This window comes from Janthinobacterium sp. OK676 (genome assembly GCF_900103595.1).
Lineage (GTDB): Bacteria > Pseudomonadota > Gammaproteobacteria > Burkholderiales > Burkholderiaceae_D > Janthinobacterium.
Map to the genome: position 1 here is coordinate 15,325 of NZ_FNHA01000015.1, position 18,083 is coordinate 33,407.

Sequence of the window (18,083 nt, forward strand, 5' to 3'; positions counted from 1 at the left end):
CAAAATGACAAACACAGTCAAAGTGCAATTGGTCAAGGGCTTGATCGGTACGCGCGAATCGCATCGCGCTACCGTGCGCGGTCTGGGTCTGCGTCGTGTAAATTCGGTTTCCGAATTGCAAGACACCCCATCCGTACGCGGCATGATCAATAAAGTATCGTATCTCGTTAAAGTTGTCGGGTAAGCCTTCGGGCTTACACGAACGGAGCAAATCATGGAATTGAATACTATTGCACCAGCCGAAGGCGCTAAGCACTACAAGCGTCGCGTCGGCCGCGGTATCGGCTCCGGCCTGGGTAAAACCTCGGGTCGTGGTCACAAAGGTCAGAAATCGCGTTCGGGCGGCTTTCATAAAGTCGGTTTCGAAGGCGGTCAGATGCCTCTGCAACGCCGTCTGCCTAAGCGCGGTTTCAAATCGATGCACGCCACCTTCAAAGCTGAAGTGCGCCTGTCCGATCTGAACAACCTGGCTGTTGGCGATGTCGACATTCTGGTCTTGAAGCAAGCTGGCGTTCTGGGCGTGTTGGCCCGTGACGTGCGCGTGATCTTGTCCGGCGAAATCACCAAAGCGGTGAATTTGAAGGGCTTGAAAGTGTCCGCTGGCGCGAAAGCCGCCATCGAAGCAGCCGGCGGCTCGGTAGCCTGAGTTGACCGCTAACAGCTTGATCGGAGCGAAAATTGGCGACTAATCCACAACTTGCTAAAAGTGCAGCGGCCGGTTTCCCTTGGGGACGGCTCTGGTTTTTGCTTGGCGCATTGGTGGTTTATCGTATCGGTGCTCACGTCCCGGTTCCCGGGATTGACCCGACACAATTAGCCTCGCTGTTCAAGGAGCACGAAGGCGGCGTCCTGGGCATGTTCAACATGTTCTCGGGCGGTGCCTTGTCTCGTTTTACAGTGTTTGCGCTGGGTATCATGCCTTATATCTCGGCCTCGATCATCATGCAATTGCTGTCGATCGTGTCACCGCAGATGGAAGCGTTGAAAAAAGAAGGCGAAGCAGGTCGTCGCAAGATCACCCAGTACACCCGGTATTTCACGGTTGCCCTGGCACTGTTCCAAGCGTTAGGCATTGCAGTCGCACTGGAGTCGCAAGCTGGTCTGGTGTTGGAGCCTGGTCTTGCATTCCGCTTCGTGACGGTCGTCACTTTGTTGACCGGAACAATGTTTTTGATGTGGTTGGGTGAGCAAATTACCGAGCGTGGCTTGGGGAATGGCATCTCGATCATCATTTTTGCCGGGATTGCAGCAGGTCTGCCGTCGGCGTTGGGTGGCTTGTTCACTCAGGTGTCGAATGGTTCGATCGGCAGCTTCAGCGCGATTTTCATCGTGATCCTGGTAGCACTGGTAACGTACTTCGTTGTATTCGTCGAACGTGGTCAGCGCAAAATATTGGTCAACTACGCGAAGCGCCAGGTAGGCAACAAGATTTATGGCGGTCAAACCAGCCATTTGCCGTTGAAGCTGAACATGGCCGGCGTGATCCCGCCGATCTTTGCTTCTTCGATCATCTTGTTCCCGGCCACTATCGTGGACTGGTTTTCAAAGGGCGCCGACAACGCTAACCCTGCGGTGCGGTTCTTGAAAGATTTGGCAGCATCGATGGGGCCTGGTGAGCCTATCCATGCGCTGTTGTACGCAGTGGCGATCGTGTTTTTCTGTTTCTTCTATACAGCGCTGGTCTTTAACAGCAAGGAAACAGCGGATAACTTGAAGAAAAGCGGTGCGTTCATTCCCGGGATTCGTCCAGGCGAGCAGACAGCCCGTTACATCGACAAGATCCTGACACGCTTGACACTTGCCGGCGCAGTCTACATCACCCTGGTGTGTTTATTGCCGGAATTTATGCAAGCCCAGTGGAAAGTACCATTCTATTTCGGCGGTACTTCTTTATTGATTATTGTAGTTGTCACCATGGATTTCATGGCGCAAGTACAGAACTACGTGATGTCGCAGCAATATGATTCGCTGCTGCGCAAAGCAAATTTCAAGGGCGGAATTCCGACGCGTTAAGCGCGGTAAACATACCGAATGGCAAAAGACGACGTCATACAGATGCAGGGCGAGATTCTTGAGAATCTCCCAAATGCAACATTTCGAGTGAAGCTGGAGAACGGACACGTGGTGCTCGGGCATATTTCAGGTAAAATGCGGATGAATTATATTCGCATTCTCCCTGGAGACAAGGTGACGGTGGAGTTGACGCCGTACGACCTGAGCCGAGCCCGCATTGTGTTCCGTACCAAGTAACACACTGAATCAAACCAAAGAAGCGAAAGAAAGAGCCCAAAAATGAAAGTTCTCGCATCAGTCAAGCGGATCTGCCGCAACTGCAAGATCATCAAGCGCAAAGGCGTAGTCCGCGTTATCTGCGTGGAACCACGTCACAAGCAGCGTCAAGGTTAATCGAGGAATAACAAATGGCACGTATTGCAGGGGTTAATATCCCAAATCATCAGCATACCGTTATCGGCCTGACGGCCATCTACGGTGTGGGCCGTCCACGCGCAGAGAAAATCTGTGCATCGACCGGTGTAGCAACCAACAAAAAGATCAAAGATCTGGATGACAGCGAACTGGAAAAACTGCGCGATGAAGTAGGTAAATTCATCGTCGAAGGCGATCTGCGTCGTGAACTGTCCATGAACATCAAGCGTTTGATGGATCTGGGTTGCTACCGCGGCATGCGTCATCGTAAGGGTCTGCCTTGCCGTGGCCAGCGTACGCGTACGAACGCACGTACCCGCAAGGGACCGCGTAAAGCCGCTCAATCGCTGAAAAAATAATCCGCTAGGGAATAATTATGGCTAAGTCGCAAAATAACGCCGCATCAGCACGCGTGCGTAAAAAAGTTAAAAAGAACGTCGCTGAAGGCATCGCACATGTCCACGCATCGTTCAATAACACCATCATTACCATCACCGATCGTCAAGGCAATGCCTTGTCGTGGGCTACCTCCGGCGGTGCAGGCTTCAAGGGTTCGCGTAAATCGACCCCGTTCGCAGCGCAGGTCGCCGCGGAAGCCGCTGGTAAAGTGGCTGTTGAGTGTGGCGTCAAGAACCTGGAAGTACGTATCAAGGGCCCAGGTCCTGGTCGTGAATCCGCCGTTCGCGCGCTGAACAACCTGGGCATCAAGATCACCGAGATCCAGGACGTGACGCCGGTACCGCACAACGGTTGCCGTCCACCGAAACGTCGTCGTATCTAAGATAGTGTTGCAGAGGGCGCTTCGGCGCCAGCTGCTTTGCTGTCTGTTGTAACTCAGTACAGTTGTGTGAAAACGCTAGAGCAGGGAGCCGGAAACGGTTATACTGCCCGGCTGTTCTTGCCTGTCAAATTTGATTTGACGGGTTTTTCGTTTTCAGCCACCGTCTGATTGAAACCAAATCAGACTAGCGCCTAACCGCATCAGTGTGTTTGATCATGCATGTGGCTGGGGCGTTATCATTTAAAAAAAGGAAGTATCGTGGCACGTTATATCGGACCTAAAGCAAAACTTTCCCGCCGTGAAGGTACAGACCTGTTCCTGAAGAGCGCACGTCGCTCGCTGGACAGCAAGTGCAAACTGGACGTCAAGCCAGGCCAGCACGGTGTCAAATCCGGCGCCCGCACCTCGGACTACGGTAACCAACTGCGCGAAAAGCAAAAAGTCAAGCGCATGTACGGCGTGCTGGAACGTCAATTCCGCCGCTACTTCGCTGAAGCAGACCGTCGTAAAGGCAACACCGGCGAAACGCTGTTGAAGTTGCTGGAAACGCGTCTGGACAACGTTTGCTACCGCATGGGCTTTGGCTCGACCCGCGCTGAAGCGCGTCAATTGGTCAGCCACAAAGCGTTCACCGTGAACGGTATCGTTGTGAACATCGCTTCGTACTCGGTCAAAGTTGGCGACATCATCGCTGTTCGTGAAAAATCGAAAAAGCAAGTGCGTATCGTTGAAGCACTGTCGCTGGCCGAACAAGTTGGCATGCCTAGCTGGGTTTCGGTTGATGCCAAGAAAATGGAAGGTACTTTCAAGTCCCTGCCAGAGCGTAACGAAATCGCTAACGACGTCAACGAATCGCTGATCGTCGAGCTGTACTCGCGTTAATAGCAGTTCAAGAGGGGCGCTTGCAAAATGAGCGCAGCAAGGCATGGCGACGAAGACAGTGCATGTGCACGGCTAGGAGTCATAACGTAGCTGCGGTCGTTTTTAAGCGTTCCGCCCGCCCGCTCAGCTGAGTGGGCGTTTTATTAATGCCATCAGCCTTATCGGTGTAATGAGCCGAGGGTATTGAAAAGGACATTTCATGCAAAACAGTTTGTTGAAGCCACGTATTATCGATGTTGAAGCTCTCGGTGCAGGTCACGCCAAGGTCGTGATGGAACCGTTCGAGCGCGGCTATGGCCACACATTGGGTAACGCGTTGCGCCGCGTTCTGCTGTCGTCGATGGTAGGCTACGCGCCGACCGAAGTGACGATCGCTGGCGTCGTCCACGAATATTCCTCCCTCGATGGCGTGCAAGAAGACGTCGTCGATCTGTTGCTGAACTTGAAGGGTGTGGTTTTCAAAGTCCACAACCGCGATTCGGTAACGCTGACCCTGAAAAAAGAAGGCGAAGGCGCGATCCTGGCCTCCGACATCGACCTGCCGCACGACGTCGAACTGATCAATCCTGACCACGTGATCGCCCACCTGACCGCCGGTGGCAAGCTGGACATGCAGATCAAGGTTGAAAAAGGCCGCGGCTACGTTCCTGGTAACGTGCGTCGCCTGTCGGAAGACACGAACAAGACCATCGGCCGCATCATTCTGGATGCGTCGTTCTCGCCAGTGCGCCGTGTATCGTACTTCGTTGAATCGGCCCGCGTCGAACAGCGTACCGACCTGGACAAGCTGATCATCAACATCGAAACCAACGGCGTGATCTCGCCGGAAGAAGCGATCCGCCAGTCGGCCCGCGTCCTGGTGGACCAGTTGAATGTGTTCGCCGCCCTGGAAGGCACGGAAGCCGCCGCCGAGGCGCCATCGCGCGCTCCGCTGGTCGATCCTATCCTGTTGCGTCCAGTCGACGACCTGGAGTTGACCGTGCGTTCGGCGAACTGCCTGAAAGCGGAAAACATCTACTACATCGGCGACCTGATCCAACGTTCGGAAAACGAACTGCTGAAAACGCCAAATCTGGGCCGCAAGTCCCTGAACGAAATCAAGGAAGTGCTGGCATCGCGCGGCTTGACCTTGGGCATGAAGCTGGAAAACTGGCCGCCTGCAGGCCTGGAAAAGTAATTCGAAGTTGTAGCAAACTGCCTGGGACAGGTGTCCCAGGCTTTTATTTTTGAAGTACCAAACCGGTCCGCGATGAAACCCTGGTTTCATTGATCGAAGAACTGGATTTAAACTCACTACCGAAAGGATTTACCATGCGTCACGGTCACGGCCTCCGTAAACTGAATCGTACCTCGTCCCACCGTCTGGCAATGCTGCGCAACATGACAGTATCGCTGCTGCGTCACGAAGCGATCAAAACCACCCTGCCAAAAGCAAAAGAACTGCGCCGCGTTGTCGAGCCAATTCTGACCCTGGGCAAAACCGACTCCCTGGCAAACAAGCGTCTGGCCTTCAACCGCCTGCGCGACCGTGAAATGGTCGTCAAGCTGTTCGCTGAACTGGGCCCGCGTTTCGCCAACCGTAACGGTGGTTATGTGCGTATCCTGAAAATGGGTTTCCGCGTCGGCGATAACGCTCCTATGGCGTTCGTTGAACTGATGGATCGTCCAGATACGACCGAAGCAGTTGAAGTTGCTGGCGAGTAATCCCAGTAATTGCATCTGAAAAAGCCAGGCCTAGCCTGGCTTTTTTGTTTTCTGCTGCAGCTATCCTTGCTGCGGTGTACTATTCTTCTTTCGCGCCGGCCCGGCACAAGCGCTGCCTGCTCCGCGCGTCCTCTGTCGAATGGTCGAAAAGGTAGTTCATGTCCCGTTTCCCCTCCAGCGCCACCGCGCGCGCCGCTCCCTTGCATCAACTGCTGCTCTGGTTTACCACCTGTCTGCTGCTGGCGATGGCCGTCTTTGGCGCCAGTCATGCCCGTGCCGACGATGAATTCCTCGATCCCGAGCTGGCCTTCAAGTTTTCCGCCCGCATGCAGGACCCGTCCACCATCGCCGTCACCTACGTGATCGCCGATGGCTACTATATGTACCACGAGCGCTTCAAGTTCGAGGCCGTGGGCGCCAGGCTGGGTACGCCCGTGTATCCAGCCGGCAAGGTCAAGTTCGACGAGACTTTCCAGAAGAACGTGGAAACCTTCCGCAAGACCCTCACCATCACGATACCCGTGGAAGCGGCCGGCGCGTTCACCCTGAAGGCGACGGGCCAGGGCTGCTCCGACAAGGGCCTGTGCTATGCGCCGCAGGACGCGACGGCGCAGCTGGTGGGCGGTGGCGGCGGCCAAAGCAAGGCGCCCGGCGCCGGCCTGCCGTCGAAATTCGCCTTGCCGGCAGCGCCCGCAGTCGACACGGCGGCCGTCAACGGTCCGCAGGCACAGGCGTCGCCCGGCGTGTCCGTGATGAGCATTCCCCAGGCCGACATCACCAGCACGCCCGAGCCGGTAGCGGCGGCCCCCGTGGCGGCCAGCGCCGCGCCCGCGCAAAGCGAAATGGGCAAGATCGAAGCGGCCCTGAAGGGCGGCAAGCTGCTCGTCATCGTGCCCCTGTTCATGCTGCTGGGCCTGGGCCTGGCATTTACGCCGTGCGTGCTGCCCATGGTGCCGATTTTGTCGTCGATCATCATCGGCGATGGCGCCAAGGTCAGCCGCTCGCGCGGCTTGCTGCTTTCGCTGACGTACGCGCTGGGCATGGCCATCGTGTATACGGTGCTGGGCGTGGCGGCCGGCCTGGCGGGCGAAGGCCTGGCGGCCCAGCTGCAAAACCCGTGGGTGCTCGGTTTCTTTGCCTTGCTGATGGCGGGCCTGGCCCTGTCGATGTTCGGTTTTTATGAGTTGCAAGTGCCGGCTTTCCTGCAAGGCAAGCTGACGTCCGTGTCGAACCAGCAAGCGTCGGGCCGCCTGGCGGGCGTGTTCGTCATGGGCGCCATTTCCGCCCTGATCGTGGGGCCATGCGTGGCCGCGCCGCTGGCCGGCGCCTTGCTGTACATCAGCCAGACGCGCGACGTCGTCATCGGCGGCAGCGCCCTGTTTGCGATGGCCGTGGGCATGAGCGTGCCTCTGCTGCTGGTGGGCGTGTCGGCCGGCACCTTGCTGCCCCGCGCCGGCGCGTGGATGGATGCCGTCAAGCGCTTCTTTGGCGTGCTGCAGCTGGGCGTGGCCTGGTGGCTGGTCTCGCCAGTGCTACCGGGCGCGGTGCAGATGCTGGGCTGGATGGTGCTGTTCGTCGGCTACGGCATGTATCTGCTGGTAGGCAAGAGCAGTGCGAAAAACGCCTGGGTCGCCAGGGCCTTCGGCCTCGTCTTCGCCGTGCTGGGCGTGCTGCAACTGGTCGGCGTGGCCAGCGGTGGCCGCGACCCGCTGGCGCCGCTGGCGCACCTGGGTGGTGGCCAAGTGCATGCGCAGCCGTTTACGCGGGTAAAAACCGTGGCGCAGCTCGATGCGGCGCTGGCCCAGTTGAACGGCAAGCCGGCCTTGCTGGACTTTTATGCGGACTGGTGCGTGTCCTGCATCGAGATGGAAAAACTGACCTTCGTCGACCCCGCCGTGCGCGAGAAGATGGGACAGGCCGTGCTGCTGCAGGTGGACGTGACGGCCAATGATGCGGACGACAAGGCCATGCTGAAACGTTTTCAGCTATTCGGCCCGCCGGGCATCATCATGTTCAACCCGCAAGGGCAGGAAATCGCCCAGTCGCGCGTGATCGGCTTCCAGAACGCGCAAACCTTCCTGACCTCGTTGCGCAAGCTCGACGAGTAGGACGGTAGGCCGGGTAGGTCGGGTTAGCCCGCCAGGGCGTAAGCCGACACCACCGCACCCGTCAACAAGGTTGTCGGATTGCGCGGCGTTCCGCCGCCAATCCGACCTACGCTCAGCCTGCTTTATGGTGGCCACCGCGATGGCCGCCATGCTTGCCGCCAGGCACGCTGTCGTCAAACACCTTCTTTTGCTCCGGCGTCAGCACGGCATAAAAAGTCTTCAGCGAGGCCAATCGGCTTTCCTGGTCGGCGATGCGTTCCTTCGACATGGCGATCCACTGTTCCATGCGTTCCGGCGCGGACAGCTTGGCCATCGCTTCATGCCTGGCTTTCCAGTCGCCCATCGGTTTTTTCGGTGCGTTGGCGGCCGTGAACGCGGCCCAGGCCGGTTCCTGGGCGGCCGTCAGCTTCAGCTTGTCGTGCAGGCGGGCCTGGTATTTGGCCATGCGTTCGGCAGGGTTGCCGCCGCGGTGGCCTTCATGTTGCATTCTGGCGCTGGCGGCAGGCGCGCTGGCGGCCGCTTCCTGGGCGTGGACGGTCAGCGATGCCGCACCCATGCCGAGTACGCTCATGGCGATGATCAAATTCTTGCGCAAGGTTGTCATTGAGGCGTTCATCTGGATTCCTTTGTAAAAGTGAGGGATGTACATGTTGCTGCACATGAAGCCATGTTGGACTCTCCATGTTTCCCCGAAGTGTCCGCTGCCAGACAGTTTGTATCGATATGTTTCTTCGCGTCTTCTATATACAAGACGATACAAATGCGCTGTGCAAGGCCTGGGGAAGTGGGGATAATTCGTACCATGGAACCTACTTCTACAATTCTCATCGTCGACGACGACCGCGATATCCGCAGCTTGTTGGCGGATTACCTGGAAACGAACGCCTACCGTACCCTGGGCGCGGCGGACGGCACGGCCATGTGGAAAATCCTCGATGAAACGCGGCCCGATCTGATCGTGCTCGACTTGAACCTGCCGGGCGACGACGGCCTGACCCTGTGCCGCAAGCTGCGCGCGCAATCGACGGTGCCGGTGATCATGTTGACGGCGCGCAATGAGCCGCTGGACCGCATCCTGGGCCTGGAAATGGGCGCCGACGATTATTTGCCGAAACCGTTCGAACCCCGTGAATTGCTGGCGCGCATACGCAGCGTGCTGCGCCGCAGCCATGCGATGCCGTCGAACGTGCCGTCGGACAAGGCGCAGCAGATCCGCTTTTCCGGCTGGACGCTGGACTTGACGGCACGCCATTTGCTCAATCCCAGCGGCCTCGTGATCATGCTGTCGGGCGCGGAATTCCGCCTGCTGCGCGTCTTCCTCGAGCACCCGAACCGCGTGCTCAACCGCGACCAGCTGCTGAACCTGACGCAGGGGCGCGACGCCGATCCGTTCGACCGCTCGATCGATATCCAGATCAGCCGCCTGCGGCAAAAGCTCGGTGAAGACGCGCGCTTGCCGCAAATCATCAAGACCGTGCGCAACGGCGGCTACGTGCTGGCCGGCCAGGTCAATGTGGAGCCGCACGCGTGAAGGCCTTCCTGGGCTCGATGACGGGCCGGGTCTTCATGTTTTTGCTGATCGGCATCGTCGCTTCGGCCGCGCTGACGCAGTGGCTGGCCGTGGGTGAACGCCAGCGCGCGATCGAACAGTACCGCGACTACCACGCCGTCGAGCGGGCCGAGCAGCTGGTGATGGCGGCCGACGTGGTGCCGCTGGCCTCGCGCGCCGCCTACCTGAAAGTGGCCAACAAGGGCAGCGTGCGCCTGGAATTGCGTCCCGACGTCGAACATGTTCCGGGCAAGCCGACGGAGTTTTCCACCGCCCTGCAAGCGAAACTGGGCGAAGGCTTCAAGGTCAGTGCGCTGGCCGAACGTCCGGCCGCCTGCATCGAGCCGCGCAAGTCACCGGGCATGTTTTCCGCCAAGCCATGGGGTGGCACTTGCGAAAACCTCGATGTGCGCATGCAGGACGGTCACGTGCTGCGCCTGATGGTCTTGCCGCCGCGCCAGCAGCCGCCGTTCAACGAACATAACGACTGGATGACCCTGCTGCCTTTCCTGATCAGCATCGCCATCCTCGCCTATCTGGTCACGCGCATGACCATGCGCCCGCTCAAGCAGCTGGCGCAGGCGGCGAAAGACCTGGGCAACGACATCAACCATCCGCCGCTGACCTTGTCGGGCGCCAGCGAAATCCGCCAGGCCAGCGCCGCCTTCAACGCCATGCAGGCGCGCATCCGCCAGCACATTTCCCAGCGTACACAAATGCTGGCCGCTATCACGCACGACTTGCAGACGCCGCTGACGCGTTTGCGCCTGCGCCTGGAAAAGGTGGCCGATACGGAATTGTATGACCGCCTGGTGGGCGATTTGTCGGCCATGCAAAGCATGGTCAAGGAAGGGCTGGACCTGGCCCGCTCGATGGACAGCACGGAAGCGATGCAGGCGCTCGACCTCGATTCCCTGCTCGACAGTGTCTGTTCCGACGCAGCTGATGCCGGCCAGAAAGTGACCCTCAGTGGACAGGCGGGCATGGCCTTGATGGCGCGTCCGATCGCCATGCGGCGCTGCCTGGTGAACCTGATCGACAATGCCGTCAAATATGGCCAGTATGCGCAGGTGAATGTCGAGCGCATCGCCGGCGCGGCACGCATCCGTATCCGCGACGGCGGCCCCGGTATTGCGCCCGATCAGCTGGCCAAGGTGTTCGAACCGTTTTACCGCATCGAGACCTCGCGTTCGCGCGAATCGGGCGGCACGGGCCTGGGCCTGACCATCGCACGCAACATCGCCGAGCAGCATGGCGCCACGGTCTTGCTGGCCAATCACGTCGACGGTGGACTGGAAGTCACCCTCATCGTGCCAGAGTATTACGCAGGAAAGTAAGCATTTCCATGCGACAATATTGCGCGTTAAGCCCTCTGGTAACCACTTTCAACCTGCAGCCTTGCGCTGCGACAGCGTGACAGAATAATGAAAAAGACTAGCCTGGCAATCCTGGTGGGTGCGGCCCTGTGTATCGGTGGCGGCATCTGGTATTTCAATCATCAGCCGGGTGACGCGGCCAAAGGCAAGGGCGGCAAGAATGGGGCGCAGGCGCCGACGACTGTCAGCGTGGTGGCGCCCGTGCGCCAGGATGTGCCGATGGTGCTGCAAGCCAATGGTAGCGTGATGCCGATCAGCAGCGTCGACTTGCACCCGCAGACGACGAGCACGATTACCAAGGTACACATCCGCGAAGGCCAGTTCGTCAAGCAAGGCGAGCTGATGTTCACGCTGGACGCGCGCAGCGAACACGCGAATGTCGACAAGGCGCAGGCGCAGGTCTTGCGCGACCGCGCTTCGGTGGCTGACCTCGAGCGCCAGCTCAAGCGCAGCCAGGATTTGCTGAGCAAGAATTTTATTGCCCAGGGTGCCGTCGACACCCTGCAAAGCCAGCTCGACGCGGCACGCGCCTTGCTGGCTGCCGACCAGGCCGCCTTGCGCGCCGCCCAGGTCGACTCCAGCTACACCGTCCTGCGCGCCCCACAGGGGGGGCGGGTGGGCGCCATCAATGTGTACGCGGGCAGCCTGGTGCAGCCGGCCACGTCGCTGACCAGCATCACCCAGCTCGACCCGATCGACGTGTCCTTCACCTTGCCGGAAAGCAGCCTGTCGGGCTTGCTGGCGGCGCAAAAGGCGGGCGAAGTGGCGGTCAAGGCGCTGCTGTCGGACGCGGGCGGCAAGCAGATGGAGGGCAAACTCAGCTTCATCGACAATGCCGTCGATCCCGCCACGGGCGTGATCAAGGTCAAGGCGCGTTTCAACAATGGCGCAACCGATTTGTGGCCCGGCCAGTATGTGAATACGCAGCTGACGGTGCGCACGCTCAAGGATGCGCTCGTCATTCCGCAAAACGCCATCATCACCAATACCACGGGCGTCTTCGTGTATTCGATGGAGCCTGATAACACGGCCAAGGTGCGCAAGATTGCCCGCGTGTATGCGTTCGGTCCGAATGCCGTCGTGACCGGCTTGAATGGCGATGAACAAGTCATCGTCGATGGCAAGCAGAACCTGCGTCCGGGCGGCAAGGTGCGCCTGGCGGAAAAACACAAGGCTGCCGATGGCGCCGCCGCACCGCAGGGCAAGCCAGCATGAACCTGTCCGAACTGAGCATCCGCCGCCCCGTCATGGTGGTGCTGCTGTCCCTCTCCATCATCCTCGCCGGCGTGCTGGCGTATGGCCACATTCCCGTGGCCGCCTTGCCAAGCTACAACACGCCCGTCATCAACGTCAGCGCCGACCTGGCCGGCGCCAGCCCCGATACCATGGCGTCGTCCGTTGCCTTGCCGCTGGAAAAGCAATTTTCCACCATCGCCGGCCTGAGCCTGATCACGTCCACGAGTACCCTGGGCAATACCTCGCTGACCCTGGAGTTTGACGCCAGCATCAATGTCAACGAGGCCGCCGTCGACGTGCAGGCGGCCCTGCTGCGCGCGCAGCGCCAGTTGCCGACGGAAATGACGGACTTGCCTTCCTACCGCAAGGTCAATCCGGCCGACGCGCCCGTGCTGTTCATCCAGATGACGTCGCCATCGCTGAACTTGTCGGACCTGAACGATTATGCGGAAAACCTGATCGCGCCCAGCCTGTCGACCTTGCCTGGCGTGGCCCAGGTCAGCGTGAATGGCCAGAAACGCTTTGCCGTGCGCGTGCGCGCCCGTGCCGACCTGATGAACGCGCGCAACCTGACGATGGACGAGCTGGCCACGGCGCTGCGCGCTTCGAACACGAATTCGCCGCTGGGCATCCTCGACGGACCCAGCCAGACCCTGACCATCCAGGGCAACCCGCAAATGATGAAGGCGGCCGATTTTGCCGAACTCATCGTCGCCACGCGCAATGGCCAGCCCGTGCGGCTGAAGGAAGTGGCCGAAGTGGAAGACAGTTTCCAGTCGACCAAGACGGCCGGCAGTTTCAATGGCGAGCGCTCGATCACCTTGCTGGTGCAGCGCCAGCCGGATGCGAACACGGTGCAGGTGGTCGATGCCGTGCGCAAACTCTTGCCCGGTTTCAAGGCGCAACTGCCTGCCTCCATCCAGATCAGCCTGGTCAACGACCGGTCCGTCTCGATCCGCGAAGCCATCCACGACGTCAACCTGACCCTGGCCCTGACGGTGATCCTCGTGGTGCTGGTGATCTTCCTCTTCCTGCACCGCGCGGCGGCCACCTTCATTCCGGCCGTCACCATGCCGATCTCGCTGCTGGGCGCGCTGGCCCTGCTGTACTGGCTCGGCTACAGCCTCGACAACGTTTCCCTGCTGGGCATTACGCTGGCCGTGGGCCTGGTGGTCGACGATGCCATCGTGGTGCTGGAAAACATCGTGCGCCATATCGAGATGGGCAAGAAACCGATCCAGGCGGCCCTCGTGGGCGCCAAGGAGATGGGTTTCACCATCATCTCGATTTCCGTCTCGCTGGTGGCCGTGTTCATCCCCATCTTCTTCATGCCGGGCGTGATCGGTTTGCTTTTCCACGAGTTTGCCGTCGTCGTCTCGCTGTCCATCCTCGTGTCGGCCATCGTGTCGCTGACCCTGGTACCGATGCTGGCCAGCCGCTTCCTGCCGGCCGACTCGCGCGAGCACAATGACAACGACCCCACGCATGGCGAAAAGTCCTTCATCGGCCGCCACTTCGAAGCGGGTTTCACGAAATTGCGCAACGGTTACGTGCATCTGCTCGACAAGGCCCTGGCGCACCGCAACGTGGTGCTGTTCATTGCCGTGTGCACTTTTGCGCTGACGGTGCTGCTGTACGCGACCATTCCGAAAGGTTTCTTTCCCGAGGAAGACCTGGGCCAGATCCAGGTGAATACGGAAGCGTCGGAAGATATCTCTTCAGCCGCACTGCAGGACTTGCAAGGCCGCGTGGCGGCCGTGCTCAAGGCGGACCCCAGCGTGCAGGATGTGACGTCGTTCGTCGGCGGCGGCAACACGGGCCGCATGTTCATGGTGCTCAAACCGCGCAGCGAACGGCCGAAAATGCCCGTGGTCCTGGAAAACCTGCGCCGCGCGACGAGCGCCGTGCCGGGCATGGCCGTCTATTTCCGTCCCGTGCAAAACTTGCAGCTGGGCGGACGCCAGAGCAAGAGCCGCTACCAGTACACCTTGCAAAGCGTCAGCCCCGACGCCTTGAATGACTGGGCGGAAAAGTTTATTGCGGGCATGCGCGCCGATCCCGCCTTCCGCGACGTCACCAGCGATTCGCAGATCAAGGGCTTGCAGGCTTCCCTGCGGATCGACCGCGACAAGGCCAACCTGCTGGGCGTGCAAATGTCCGATATCCGCACGGCCCTGTACAGCGCCTTTGGCGAGCGGCAAGTGTCGACCATCTATTCGTCGGCCGCCAGCTATTACGTGATCCTGGAAGCGGCCACGGCGGACCGCCAGTATGACGATGCGCTCACGCGCGTGTCCGTGCGCAGCAAGTCGGGCGAGCTGGTCAAGCTGTCGAGCATCGCCTACGTGGAACGCACGATAGGCCCCACCTCCGTCAATCACCAGGGTCAGCTGCAAGCCGTCACGATCGCCTTCAACCTGGCGCCGGACGTGCCGCTGGGCGTGGCCACAGGCAAGATCGACGTGATGGGCAAGGACATGAGCTTGCCGGCGTCCATCATCACGCGCTATGGCGGCGATGCGGCCGTGTTCCAGGATTCGCAATCGAGCCAGATCATCCTCATCATCGCCGCGCTGGCCGTGATCTATGTGCTGCTCGGCGTGCTGTACGAAAGCTACATCCATCCGCTGACCATCCTGGCCGGCTTGCCGTCGGCGGCCGTGGGCGCGCTGTTGACCTTGCGCCTGTTCGGCATGGATCTGACCATGATCGCCATCATCGGTATCCTGATGTTGATCGGCATCGTCAAGAAAAACGCCATCATGATGATCGACTTTGCCCTGCATGCGCAGCGCAATGAAGGCATGAGCCCGCCCGAAGCCATCCGCCAGGCGTGCATCCTGCGTTTCCGCCCCATCATGATGACGTCGGCGGCGGCCCTGATGGGGGCCTTGCCCATCGCCCTGGGCCTCGGTGCGGGCGCCGAGCTGCGCCAGCCGCTGGGCCTGGCCGTGGTCGGAGGATTGCTGTTTTCGCAAGTAATTACCCTGTTCATCACCCCAGTCATCTATTTGTTCCTGGACAAGTACAGCGGCACGGGACCTGTGACGGACGAGCAACTGGTGGCGCTCGACAACAAGGCTTGAGCGCTTGCGTGAGCTGTGCCCCGTGACCGGCGCCCCTTTCCTGAGTGAATGGGGCGCCGGTTTTGTATGGGCAGTGATACATACGGTAACAACCGTCAAGGGACGGCTCGGGTACTCTGGTCAGCGCTGCAAGGAATGCCGCTATCCTGTACGCTTCGGGTTGGAAATGCCGAGGAAGTGTTCCCAAAAGCAAGGGACTCTGGCACTATGGCTGCCCTGTAATGTTATTTCTTCGCTACACAGAAAGCACGATTCATTTTGCATGACACGACCCATTTGTTGGCTGCCGATTCCGATGTTTGCCCCACCTGCGGGCAAGTGATCCAGCCACCACCGGCCTACGGGTCCAGGACCAGCACCACGCGCAAGGTTGCGCTCGGCGTGTCCGTGTTGCTGCACGTGCTGCTGGCCGCGTACGTCCTCTTGCGCAGCGACACGATCGAAAAGATCCCGCCGCCGAAGAAGGAAAGCGCGATGGTCTACATCGCGCCGCTGAAGGACAAGCCGCAACCGAAGCCGCAACCGAAACCCACGCCCAAGCCGAAGGACACGAAAGTGGCCAAGGTGAAACCGCCGCCGGCACCGAGCAAGCGCGTGGTGACAAAAGACGTGCCGCGCGACAAGCCGAAACTGGAAACCTACACGCCGCCGCTGGTGTCGAAAGTGCCGTTGCCACCGCCGCCCGCCGAAGACATGAGCTCGATGATCGAGCAGCGGCGCAAGCAGCGCGAGGCGCAAAATCCCACGCCGCCGGCCGAGGAAAGCGAAAACGACCGCGCCATGCGTGTGGCCAAGGCGAATATCGCCGGTGCCCAGGGGCGCAATTCCGGTAGCGATCGCGAGGATTCGGGGGGCGTGTTTTCCATCGTCAACCAGACTTCGTTCAGCGCGGAAGTCAAGTTCAAGGGCTGGAATGGCAACTTCAAGCGCAACTGGCTGAAGCAGGAAAAAGTGGAGCTGGGCAATGAGCCCGATATCGAGACGGCCATCATCAAGAAGATGATCCAGCTGATCCGTGCCGAAAAACCGGGCGACTTCGTGTGGGAATCGCGGCGCCTGGGGCGCAATGTCAACCTCAGCGCCAGGGTGGAGGACACGGCCGAGCTGACCGCCTTCCTGCGCCAGGAATTCTTTTCGGAAAAGCGGCCAGGGCCGGGACGGCGCTAGGCGCTCGCTGCAATAAAAAAGGCTGCACCGTGCGAACGGGCAGCCTTTTTTTACGCAGCGTTGATTTCGATCAAGCCGGTTTGTCGGTTCCCGCTTCCGGCTCGACGTCGTCTTCCATCTCGATCAGTTCGACCATCTGGGCCGCGCCGTCTTCGCTGATACCGGCCAGTTCCATGATCTTGTCGTTGGCTTCGTCGATGCCGACGCGCTTCAGGGCCGAGAACAGTTGCACGGTGAACGGGAAGCCGACGCCGTCTTCATCCACGTAGCTGTCGAGCTTGGCTTTTGCCTGGCGCAGTGCGTTGACGGACTCATTGCGGTTCAGCTTATCGACTTTCGTCAGGATGCAGTGGATCGGTTTGCCTGTCGGAGCGAACCATTCCAGCATCTGGATGTCCAGGTCGGTGAAGGGGCGGCGCGAATCCATGATCAGGATCAAGCCGGCCAATTGCTCGCGGCGCTGCACGTAGTCGCCCAGCAGGCGCTGCCAGTGCAATTTGGCCGAGCCCGATACTTCCGCGTAGCCGTAGCCCGGCAAGTCGACCAGCAGGCATTCGATCTCTTCGACGATGGTGGCATCCTTGCGGTGCTGCGCCACGTGGGCGCCGCCGATGGAGAAGTAGTTGATGTGCTGGGTACGGCCAGGTGTCTTGGAGGCGAACGCCAAGCCTTTCTGATTACACAAGATGTTGATGGCGGTCGATTTACCGGCATTGGAGCGGCCGGCAAAGGCGATTTCCGGCACCGTGGTATCGGGCAGGTCACGCAATTGGTTGACGGTCGTAAAGAAGCGGGCTTGCCAGAGTTTTGACATGGGAGTAGTAAAGCAACAAAAGGGAGCGATAAGGGAGCGATAACGCCAAGAAGCTATTGTACAATAAGGGGTTGTTTATTGTTGCCGGCGTAGCAGCGATGCGGCTTGCGGCCCTGAAAATAAAGCAAAAATCCCCAGGGCGCGGCAATGTCCACCACTAATTTCTCACTGTCTCAGGGTGCCTGAATGAATCGTGCGTTTTCACCGTTGTTCAAATCCATGCTGCTCGCTTTGCTGGCTGTATCGGCAACTGCCTCCGAGGTCGAAGCACCACAACCGGCCGCCAAGGCCGACGCTGCCAAGGGCGCTACCCTGTACGCCGATGGCGATGCGGCGCGCGGTCTGCCTGCCTGCGTATCCTGCCATGGCGCGGCCGGCAATTCGACCATCACGGTCAATCCGAAGCTGGCTGGCCAGCACGAAAGCTATATCTACAAGCAACTGGTCGACTTCACGACGCCGGAGCGCAACCAGCCCGTCATGACGACCTACGCGAAGATGCTCAGCGACGCCGACAAGAAGAATATCGCCGCCTACCTGGGGGCGCAGGTCTCCAAGCCGGGTGCCGCGAAAAACAAGAATACCATCGACCTGGGCAAGAAAATCTACCGTGGTGGCATTGCTTCCAAGCAAGTTGCCGCCTGCGCCAGCTGTCATGGCGCGACGGGCAATGGCATTCCCGTCCAGTATCCGCGCATCGCCGGCCAGCACCAGGATTACACGGTGGCCCAGCTGACGATGTTCCGCAGCACCAAGGCCGATGCCCGCAAGAACAGTGCGCAAATGCACACCATCGCCGCCCGCATGTCGGATGACGAGATTGCCGCCGTGGCCGATTACATCGCCGGCCTGAAGTAAGTTTTCATAGTGGCAAGAGATTGCCAGACGCATCAGTGCGCATGAAGAAGGGCGGCCGTCTCGACAGGCCGCCCTTTTTTATGGCCAGGGCCAAA

19 protein-coding genes are annotated in these 18,083 nt (G+C 59.7%); 17 read left to right on the forward strand and 2 right to left on the reverse strand.

Annotation, left to right across the window (positions count from 1 at the left end):
• The first annotated feature begins 4 nt into the window (after nt 1–4).
• From rpmD to dsbD, 11 genes are all read left to right on the forward strand, one after another.
• Complete coding sequence (gene rpmD, locus BLU39_RS24815) at nt 5–184, forward strand: 50S ribosomal protein L30 (protein WP_010394435.1); 180 nt, start codon at nt 5–7, stop codon at nt 182–184.
• A gap of 30 nt (nt 185–214) precedes the next feature.
• Nucleotides 215–646: a 50S ribosomal protein L15 gene (gene rplO, locus BLU39_RS24820; protein WP_034753211.1), complete on the forward strand. Its 432-nt coding sequence runs from the start codon at nt 215–217 to the stop codon at nt 644–646.
• Between the two features lie 32 nt (nt 647–678).
• The gene (gene secY, locus BLU39_RS24825) at nt 679–2,013 is read left to right on the forward strand and encodes a preprotein translocase subunit SecY (protein ID WP_010394438.1); all 1,335 of its coding nucleotides are present in this window, start codon (nt 679–681) and stop codon (nt 2,011–2,013) included.
• An 18-nt stretch (nt 2,014–2,031) separates the two neighbouring features.
• Nucleotides 2,032–2,250 (forward strand): translation initiation factor IF-1, encoded by a 219-nt coding sequence (gene infA / locus BLU39_RS24830; protein ID WP_005663428.1) that lies wholly within the window; start codon nt 2,032–2,034, stop codon nt 2,248–2,250.
• A gap of 42 nt (nt 2,251–2,292) precedes the next feature.
• Entirely contained in the window at nt 2,293–2,406 is a 114-nt protein-coding gene (rpmJ, locus tag BLU39_RS24835) for a 50S ribosomal protein L36 (protein ID WP_010394471.1), read from the forward strand.
• Between the two features lie 14 nt (nt 2,407–2,420).
• Entirely contained in the window at nt 2,421–2,786 is a 366-nt protein-coding gene (rpsM, locus tag BLU39_RS24840; RefSeq protein ID WP_046681666.1) for a 30S ribosomal protein S13, read from the forward strand.
• Nucleotides 2,787–2,803: 17 nt separating this feature from the next.
• Nucleotides 2,804–3,208 carry a 30S ribosomal protein S11 gene (gene rpsK, locus BLU39_RS24845; RefSeq protein ID WP_010394475.1) on the forward strand — a complete coding sequence of 135 codons (405 nt, stop codon included), beginning with the start codon at nt 2,804–2,806 and terminating at the stop codon, nt 3,206–3,208.
• Between the two features lie 258 nt (nt 3,209–3,466).
• Complete coding sequence (rpsD, locus tag BLU39_RS24850; RefSeq protein WP_038496998.1) at nt 3,467–4,090, forward strand: 30S ribosomal protein S4; 624 nt, start codon at nt 3,467–3,469, stop codon at nt 4,088–4,090.
• A 199-nt stretch (nt 4,091–4,289) separates the two neighbouring features.
• Nucleotides 4,290–5,267, forward strand: coding sequence for a DNA-directed RNA polymerase subunit alpha (gene rpoA / locus BLU39_RS24855; RefSeq protein ID WP_008444343.1), 978 nt, complete (start codon nt 4,290–4,292; stop codon nt 5,265–5,267).
• Nucleotides 5,268–5,401: 134 nt separating this feature from the next.
• Nucleotides 5,402–5,794 carry a 50S ribosomal protein L17 gene (gene rplQ / locus BLU39_RS24860; protein ID WP_034753219.1) on the forward strand — a complete coding sequence of 131 codons (393 nt, stop codon included), beginning with the start codon at nt 5,402–5,404 and terminating at the stop codon, nt 5,792–5,794.
• Nucleotides 5,795–5,952: 158 nt separating this feature from the next.
• Nucleotides 5,953–7,902, forward strand: a complete 1,950-nt coding sequence (gene dsbD / locus BLU39_RS24865; RefSeq protein WP_092718264.1) for a protein-disulfide reductase DsbD — start codon at nt 5,953–5,955, stop codon at nt 7,900–7,902.
• A gap of 112 nt (nt 7,903–8,014) precedes the next feature.
• On the opposite strand, the gene BLU39_RS24870 is transcribed toward dsbD, so the two are convergent.
• Nucleotides 8,015–8,518, reverse strand: coding sequence for a Spy/CpxP family protein refolding chaperone (locus BLU39_RS24870; protein WP_157808871.1), 504 nt, complete (start codon nt 8,516–8,518; stop codon nt 8,015–8,017).
• Nucleotides 8,519–8,704: 186 nt separating this feature from the next.
• Between BLU39_RS24870 and BLU39_RS24875 the strand changes: the two genes are divergently transcribed.
• The 5 genes from BLU39_RS24875 (at nt 8,705) to BLU39_RS24895 (ending at nt 16,316) form a co-directional block, all read left to right on the forward strand.
• Entirely contained in the window at nt 8,705–9,433 is a 729-nt protein-coding gene (locus BLU39_RS24875; protein WP_034753223.1) for a response regulator, read from the forward strand.
• Nucleotides 9,430–10,788, forward strand: a complete 1,359-nt coding sequence (locus BLU39_RS24880) for an ATP-binding protein (protein ID WP_092718271.1) — start codon at nt 9,430–9,432, stop codon at nt 10,786–10,788. The genes BLU39_RS24875 and BLU39_RS24880 overlap by 4 nt, the downstream gene beginning before the upstream one ends.
• 87 nt (nt 10,789–10,875) lie before the next feature.
• The gene (locus BLU39_RS24885) at nt 10,876–12,042 is read left to right on the forward strand and encodes an efflux RND transporter periplasmic adaptor subunit (RefSeq protein ID WP_092718274.1); all 1,167 of its coding nucleotides are present in this window, start codon (nt 10,876–10,878) and stop codon (nt 12,040–12,042) included.
• Nucleotides 12,039–15,149, forward strand: a complete 3,111-nt coding sequence (locus tag BLU39_RS24890) for an efflux RND transporter permease subunit (protein WP_092718277.1) — start codon at nt 12,039–12,041, stop codon at nt 15,147–15,149. Before BLU39_RS24885 ends, BLU39_RS24890 begins: the two co-directional genes overlap by 4 nt.
• A gap of 258 nt (nt 15,150–15,407) precedes the next feature.
• The gene (locus BLU39_RS24895) at nt 15,408–16,316 is read left to right on the forward strand and encodes a hypothetical protein (protein WP_254789063.1); all 909 of its coding nucleotides are present in this window, start codon (nt 15,408–15,410) and stop codon (nt 16,314–16,316) included.
• Between the two features lie 70 nt (nt 16,317–16,386).
• Here the strand turns inward: BLU39_RS24895 and yihA are convergent, their stop codons facing one another.
• Nucleotides 16,387–17,130: a ribosome biogenesis GTP-binding protein YihA/YsxC gene (gene yihA, locus BLU39_RS24900; RefSeq protein ID WP_034753234.1), complete on the reverse strand. Its 744-nt coding sequence runs from the start codon at nt 17,128–17,130 to the stop codon at nt 16,387–16,389.
• Between the two features lie 186 nt (nt 17,131–17,316).
• On the opposite strand from yihA, the gene BLU39_RS24905 reads away from it, so the two are divergent.
• Nucleotides 17,317–17,988, forward strand: coding sequence for a c-type cytochrome (locus tag BLU39_RS24905; RefSeq protein WP_092718280.1), 672 nt, complete (start codon nt 17,317–17,319; stop codon nt 17,986–17,988).
• Nucleotides 17,989–18,083: the final 95 nt, after the last annotated feature.